At 73.9% G+C, this 6,305-nt stretch carries 5 protein-coding genes; all 5 read left to right on the top strand.

The window, feature by feature from the left end:
* Position 1 precedes the first annotated feature (1 nt).
* Positions 2 to 745 carry an amino acid ABC transporter ATP-binding protein gene (locus FHP29_RS09350; protein WP_139622591.1) on the top strand — a complete coding sequence of 248 codons (744 nt, stop codon included), beginning with the start codon at positions 2 to 4 and terminating at the stop codon, positions 743 to 745.
* Positions 746 to 838: 93 nt separating this feature from the next.
* Entirely contained in the window at positions 839 to 2,005 is a 1,167-nt protein-coding gene (locus FHP29_RS09355) for an acyl-CoA dehydrogenase family protein (RefSeq protein ID WP_139622592.1), read from the top strand.
* Positions 2,002 to 4,083 (top strand): acetate--CoA ligase family protein, encoded by a 2,082-nt coding sequence (locus FHP29_RS09360; protein ID WP_139622593.1) that lies wholly within the window; start codon positions 2,002 to 2,004, stop codon positions 4,081 to 4,083. The genes FHP29_RS09355 and FHP29_RS09360 overlap by 4 nt, the downstream gene beginning before the upstream one ends.
* Entirely contained in the window at positions 4,080 to 4,880 is an 801-nt protein-coding gene (locus tag FHP29_RS09365; protein ID WP_139622594.1) for an SDR family oxidoreductase, read from the top strand. Before FHP29_RS09360 ends, FHP29_RS09365 begins: the two co-directional genes overlap by 4 nt.
* 5 nt (positions 4,881 to 4,885) lie before the next feature.
* On the top strand, positions 4,886 to 6,305 hold a 1,420-nt coding region (locus FHP29_RS09370; protein WP_139622683.1), incomplete at its 3' end, for a thiamine pyrophosphate-binding protein.

Raw genomic sequence — 6,305 nt, forward strand, 5'->3', positions numbered from 1 at the left:
CATGGCATTCCTGGAGATCGACGACGTCCACAAGTCCTACGGCTCCTTCCAGGTGCTGCGCGGGGTCAGCCTGGAGGTCAACAAGCACGAGGTCGTCTGCCTGATCGGCGCGTCCGGGTCCGGCAAGTCGACGCTGCTGCGCACGATCAACGCCCTCGAGCCGATCAGCGCCGGCCGGATCAAGGTCGACGGCGACGTCGTGACCGGACCCGGCGTCGACGTCAACCGGCTGCGCCGCAACGTGGGGATGGTGTTCCAGTCCTACAACCTGTTCCCGCACATGAGCGTGCTGCAGAACGTCACGCTCGCGCCGACCAAGGTCGGGGGAGTGGGACGCGCCGAGGCCGAGGAGCGCGCTCTCGAGCTGCTTGAGCGCGTCGGCATGCGCGACAAGGCCGGCAGCTACCCGGACGCCCTGTCCGGCGGGCAGCAGCAGCGGGTCGCCATCGTGCGCGCCCTCGCCACCAGCCCGCAGGTGCTGCTCCTCGACGAGATCACCGCGGCTCTCGACCCCGAGCTGGTCGGGGACGTGCTGGGCATCGTGCGCGAGCTCGCCGCCGACGGGCTGACCATGCTGCTGGCCACCCACGAGATGGGCTTCGCGCGTGAGGTCGCCTCCCAGGTCTGCTTCCTGCACCAGGGCTCGATCCTGGAGCGGGGCAGCGCCGAGCAGATCTTCGAGGACCCGCAGGAGGAGCGCACGCGCCAGTTCCTGGGCCGCGTGCTGGCCTCCGGCCGCCTCTGATCCACGGGTGCCGTGCCCGCTCCGAGCGGGTGCGAACCCCTGTCCCCATATTTGACTGATGCATCAATCAAGAATTCTGAGCAGGAGAACCCGATGAGCCACACCATCCGCGACGGCATCGCACTGACCGAGGAGCAGCGGGAGTTCGTCGCGCTGGCGCGCGACTTCGCCGAGCGCGAGATCCGCCCCCGCGCCCGCGAGGTCGACGAGGCCGACACCGAGTCGCCCCTGGACCTGTGGGCCAAGGCCGCGCAGATCGGGCTGGCGTCGTACATGCTCCCGGCCGAGTACGGCGGCGGCGGGATCACCGACCTCGTCACGCAGTGCCTGGTCCAGCAGGAGCTCTGCTACGGCGACGTGGGCATCGGCAACTTCCTCACCTCCAGCGCCTTCTTCGCCGGACCGGTCGAGGCGCTGGGCAACGAGGAGCAGAAGAAGCGCTGGCTCACCCCGCTGACCGGCGACAACCCGCCGGTCACGGCGCTCGCCGTCACCGAGCCGGGCGTCGGCTCGGACTCGGCCGCGCTGCAGACCCGCGCCGTGCGCGAGGGCGACGAGTACGTCCTCAACGGCCAGAAGACGTGGATCTCCAACGCGCCCTACGCGAAGTGGATCATCGTGTTCGCCACCGTCGACGCCTCGCTGCGCTCGCGCGGTGTCACCGCCTTCGTCGTCGACCGCGACCTGCCCGGCGTCACCATCGGCCAGCCGATGAAGAAGATGGGCCAGCGTGGCATCTGCAACGCCGAGGTGTTCCTCGAGGACGTGCGGGTCCCGCTCGAGTCCCGCCTCGGCGAGGAGGGCCAGGGCTTCTACGGCCTGATGCGCACCTTCGACGCCTCGCGCATCCTCATCGGCGCCGGCGCCACCGGCCTCTCCCGGGCCGCGCTCGACCAGGCCACGGCGTACGCCAAGGAGCGCACCCAGTTCGGCAAGCCGATCATCGAGCACCAGGCCGTCGCCTTCCGCCTGGCCGACATGGCCGCCAAGACGGACGTCTCGCACCTGGTGACGATGCGCGCCGCGCGGCTCTACGACCAGGGCGAGATGACCGCCATGGAGTCGGCCGTCGCCAAGCTCACCGCCTCGGAGAACACCACCTGGGTCACCAACGCCGCCCTGTCGGTCCACGGCGGCTGGGGCTACAGCCGGGAGTTCCTCCTGGAGAAGTGGGTCCGCGACGCGAAGCTCGAGGAGCTCGAAGAGGGCACCAGCGACATCCAGCGGCTGATCATCTCCCGGGCGGTCGCAGCCCGATGAGCCTCTCCTCCTTCTCCGACCCGCGCTCGGTGGCGGTCGTCGGAGCCTCGGCCGACCCCGCCAAGTGGGGCTACTGGCTGGCCCGCGGCGCCCTCCGTGGCGCGGGCCGACGCCGGGTCCACCTGGTCAACGCGAAGGGCGCGACCATCGACGGCGCCCCCTCGGTCCGCTCGCTCGACGAGCTCACCGAGGCCCCCGAGCTGGTGGTGCTCAGCGCTCCCGCGGCGACGGTCCCCGACGTGATCGACCGCGCCCTCGCGATGGGCACGAAGGGCTTCCTCGGCATCACCGCCGGCATCGACGCCGCCCACGGCGAGCCGGGCCTGGAGCGCCGGCTCGCGGAGCGGATCCGCGCCGCCGGCGCCCGGATCGTCGGGCCCAACTGTCTGGGCCTGTACGACGCCGCGACCGATCTCGACCTCGCGTGGGGCACCTTCGCGCCCGGCCAGCTCGCGGTGATCTCCCAGTCCGGACAGCTCGGCCTCGAGCTGGCCGGGCTCGCGGCCCACGAGGGTCTCGGCATCTCCCGGTTCGTGTCGGTCGGCAACCAGGTCGACGTGATGGCGGCCGAGCTGCTCGAGGACCTCGTCGGTCACGAGCAGACCCGCGCGGTCGTGCTCTACCTCGAGAGCTTCACCGACGCTCGCGGCCTCGTCGCGACCATGGCCCGGCTGCGCGAGGCCGGGAAGCCGGTCGTCGTGCTCACGGTGGGCGCGAGCGAGGCCAGCAGGGCGGCGGCACAGTCCCACACCGGCGCGCTGACCGCGGCGACCGACGTCGTGCGGGCCGCGTGCCGCGCGGCCGGGGCGGCGCTCGTCGACACCCCGGCCCAGGCGGTCGAGCTCGCGCACCTGCTGCTCGGTGGACCGCTCCCGACCGGTCGCCGGGTCGCGATCGTCAGCGACAGCGGCGGCCAGGGCGCCATCGCGGCCGACACCTTCGCGCGCCACGCCCTGCAGGTGCCGCGCCTCTCGGAGGCCACCCGCCGGACCCTGGCCGACCTCCTGCCCGCGACCGCGGCCGTCGCCAACCCGGTCGACCTGGCCGGGGCGGGCGAGCAGGACCTGTCGACCTACGCCCGCGTGGTCGACGTCCTCGCCCGCAGCGGGGAGGTCGAGTCGGTCGTCCTCTCCGGCTACTTCGGTTGCTACGGCGCCGACACGCCCGCCCTGGTCGAGCGCGAGCTCGAGGTCGTGGGCGCGCTCGCCGGGGTCGTCGGCGCCCACGGCCGGCCGGTCGTCGTGCACAGCATGAGCCACGACTCCGTCGCCGTGCGCTCGATGCGGCAGCAGGCGGTGCCGACCCTCCACACCATCGATGCGGTCGCGCGCTCCCTCGAGCTCGCGACCACCATGGCCGAGGACGCCGCGCGCCCCCTGCCCGGGCCCGTCGCGCCGGCGAGCGCCGACTCCGGCAAGGCGCTCGACTACCTGGCCGGACGGGACCGGGTCTGCGCCGCGGGCGTCACCTACCCGCCGGCCGCCCCGGTCCGGACGGTCGAGGACCTGCGCGCCGCGACGGCGACCCTGCGCGCGCCGTACGTCCTCAAGGCCGGCTGGATCGAGCACAAGACCGAGGTCGGCGGCGTCGCCGTCGGCCTGCCCGACGCGGCCGCCGCGGAGGCCGCCCTCGTCACGATGCGCGAGCGCCTCGGCGAGGGTGAGTACGTCCTCGAGGAGCTCGACCGTCAGCGCGACACGGTGGAGCTGATCGTCGGCGCTCGCCGCGACGAGTCCTTCGGCCCCGTGGCGCTGGTCGGCCTGGGCGGGGTCCAGGCCGAGCTCTACCGCGACGTGCGGATCGCGCTCGCCCCGGTGGGCGAGGACGAGGCGCGGACCATGATCGAGTCGCTGCGGGCCTACCCGCTCCTCGACGGCTGGCGCGGTCGGCCCGTGGTCGACGTCGACGCGGCCGCCGCCGTGGTCTCCGCCGTCTCGCGGCTCCTCGCCGAGGATCCCGATCTCGTCGAGTGCGAGATCAACCCGCTCCGGGTCGGGCCGGAGGGAGCCGTCGCCGTCGACGCTCTCGTTCTGGCCGCCCACCCCACCGACGCCGACATCCCAGGAGACGAGTCATGAGTGAGTCCACCGAGTTCGCCGGCAAGGTCGCGCTGGTCACAGGCGGCGGATCGGGCATCGGCCGCGCCATCGCCGTGCGGTACGCCGAGGGCGGCGGCGACGTCGTCGTGCTCGGTCGTCGCACCGAGCCGCTCGAGGAGACCGTCCGCCTCGCCGAGAAGCACGGCGTCCGCGCGGGCTTCGCGAGCTGCGACGTCCGCGACGCCGACGCGGTCACCGCGGCCGTGGACGGCGTGGCCGCCGACTTCGGCCGGATCGACGCCCTCGTCAACAACGCGGCCGGCAACTTCGTCTGCCCGGCCGAGGACCTCTCGCCGGGCGGCTGGCGCGCCGTGGTCGACATCGTCCTCAACGGCACGTTCTACGCGACCCGCGCGGCCGCGCAGCACATGCTCGCGCAGGGCGGGGGCTCGATCCTCAACGTGATCGCCTCCTACGCCTGGCACGGGCACCCCGGCACGGTCCACAGCGCCGCGGCCAAGGGCGGCATCCTCGCCATGACCCGCACCCTCGCGTCCGAGTGGGGGGCGCGCGGCGTGCGCGTCAACTGCATCTCGCCCGGCCCGACCGAGACCGAGGGCGCCGGCGCCGCGCTCTGGCCGACCGAGCAGGACCGCGCGCGGGTGCTCGGCTCGGTGCCCGCCGCGCGGTTCACCACGCCGGAGGAGGTCGCCGAGTCGGCCGCCTTCCTGCTCGACCCGCGGCGCGCGGGCTACATCACCGGTGACGTGTTGAGCGTCGACGGCGGGCAGTGGCTCGGCAAGGTCGTCTACGCCGACTCGTCGAAGGGATCCTGACCGCCATGACGCTCATGACCGGGGGAGAGGCCCTCGTCGCCGCGCTGGCCGCGCACGGTGTCGACGTCGCCTTCGGCATCCCCGGCACCCACAACCTCGAGATCTACAAGCACCTGCCCGGCCACGGCGTGCGTCACGTGAGCACGCGGCACGAGCAGGGCGCCGGGTACGCCGCCGACGGCTACGCCCGCACGACCGGACGGGTCGGCGTCGCGATCGTCACCAGCGGCCCGGCGCTGCTCAACGCCGCGACCGCGGTGGGACAGGCCTACTCCGACTCGATCCCGGTCCTCGTCGTCTCGCCCGGCCTGCCGCTGCGGCACCCCGCCACCGGCAACGGGCTGCTCCACGAGACCCGGGACCAGCAGGCGGCGATGGCCGCGGTCGCGGCAGCGAGCCTGCGCCCGACCAGCGTCGCCGAGATCCCCACGACGGTCGCCCAGGCGTTCTCGATCATGACCTCGGGCCGGCCGCGTCCGGTGCACCTCGAGGTCCCTCTCGACGTGCTCGAGGAGACCGCCGAGGTCGTGACGGTCGCGCCGGTCGCGGCCGCACCGCTCCGCGCGCCGGACGGCTCCGTGACCGCCGCGGCAGCCCTGCTGGCGGACGCCGCCGCGCCGGTGCTGCTCGTCGGCGGCGGTGCCCGGGGTGCGGCCCCGCAGGTGCAGGCACTCGCCGAGCGGCTCGGCGCGCTCGTCGTCTCCACCACCAACGGCAAGGGCGTTCTGCCCGAGGACCACCCGCTCGCGCTCGGCGCCGGCATCCACCTGCCGGCCGTGAAGGCGCTGGTCGAGGAGGCCGACGTCGTCGTGGCGATCGGCACCGAGCTCGCCCCCGCCGACCTCTGGTACGGCCCCCTGCCGGTCGACGGCAAGCTGGTCCGCATCGACGTCGACCCCGTCGCCATGCTCACCAACGCCACCCCGTCGGTCGCCGTCCTCGGCGACGCCGCGCTCGCGATCGACGCCCTGCTGGCTGCGCTGTCGGGGCTCCGCCCGGGCGAGCCGGCCCGTCCGGACGCCGCCGGCTGGCGGGAGCGCAAGGCCAAGGACGCCCAGGCCGAGGGCGCCGAGTGGCTCGACGTCGTCGCGGCCCTGGCGGCCGCCGTACCCCGTGACGTCGTGATGGCGACCGACAACGCCATGGCCTGCTATCTCGGCACGCTCGCCGGCCTCCCGACGCACACCCCGGCGTCGTACCTCTTCCCGACCGGCTTCGGCACCCTCGGGTTCGGCCTGCCGGCCGGCATCGGCGCCAAGGTCGGCGACCCCGACCGGCCCGTCGTCGCGATGCTGGGGGACGGTGGTGTCATGTTCACCGTCGCCGAGCTGGCCACCGCCGCGGAGCTCGGCATCGCCCTGCCCGTGGTGGTCGTCGACAACTCCGGCTACGGCGAGATCCGCAACGAGATGGCCGAGCGCGGCG

The sequence above is a fragment of the Nocardioides albidus genome (assembly GCF_006335005.1).
GTDB classification, from domain to species: Bacteria; Actinomycetota; Actinomycetes; order Propionibacteriales; family Nocardioidaceae; genus Nocardioides; species Nocardioides albidus.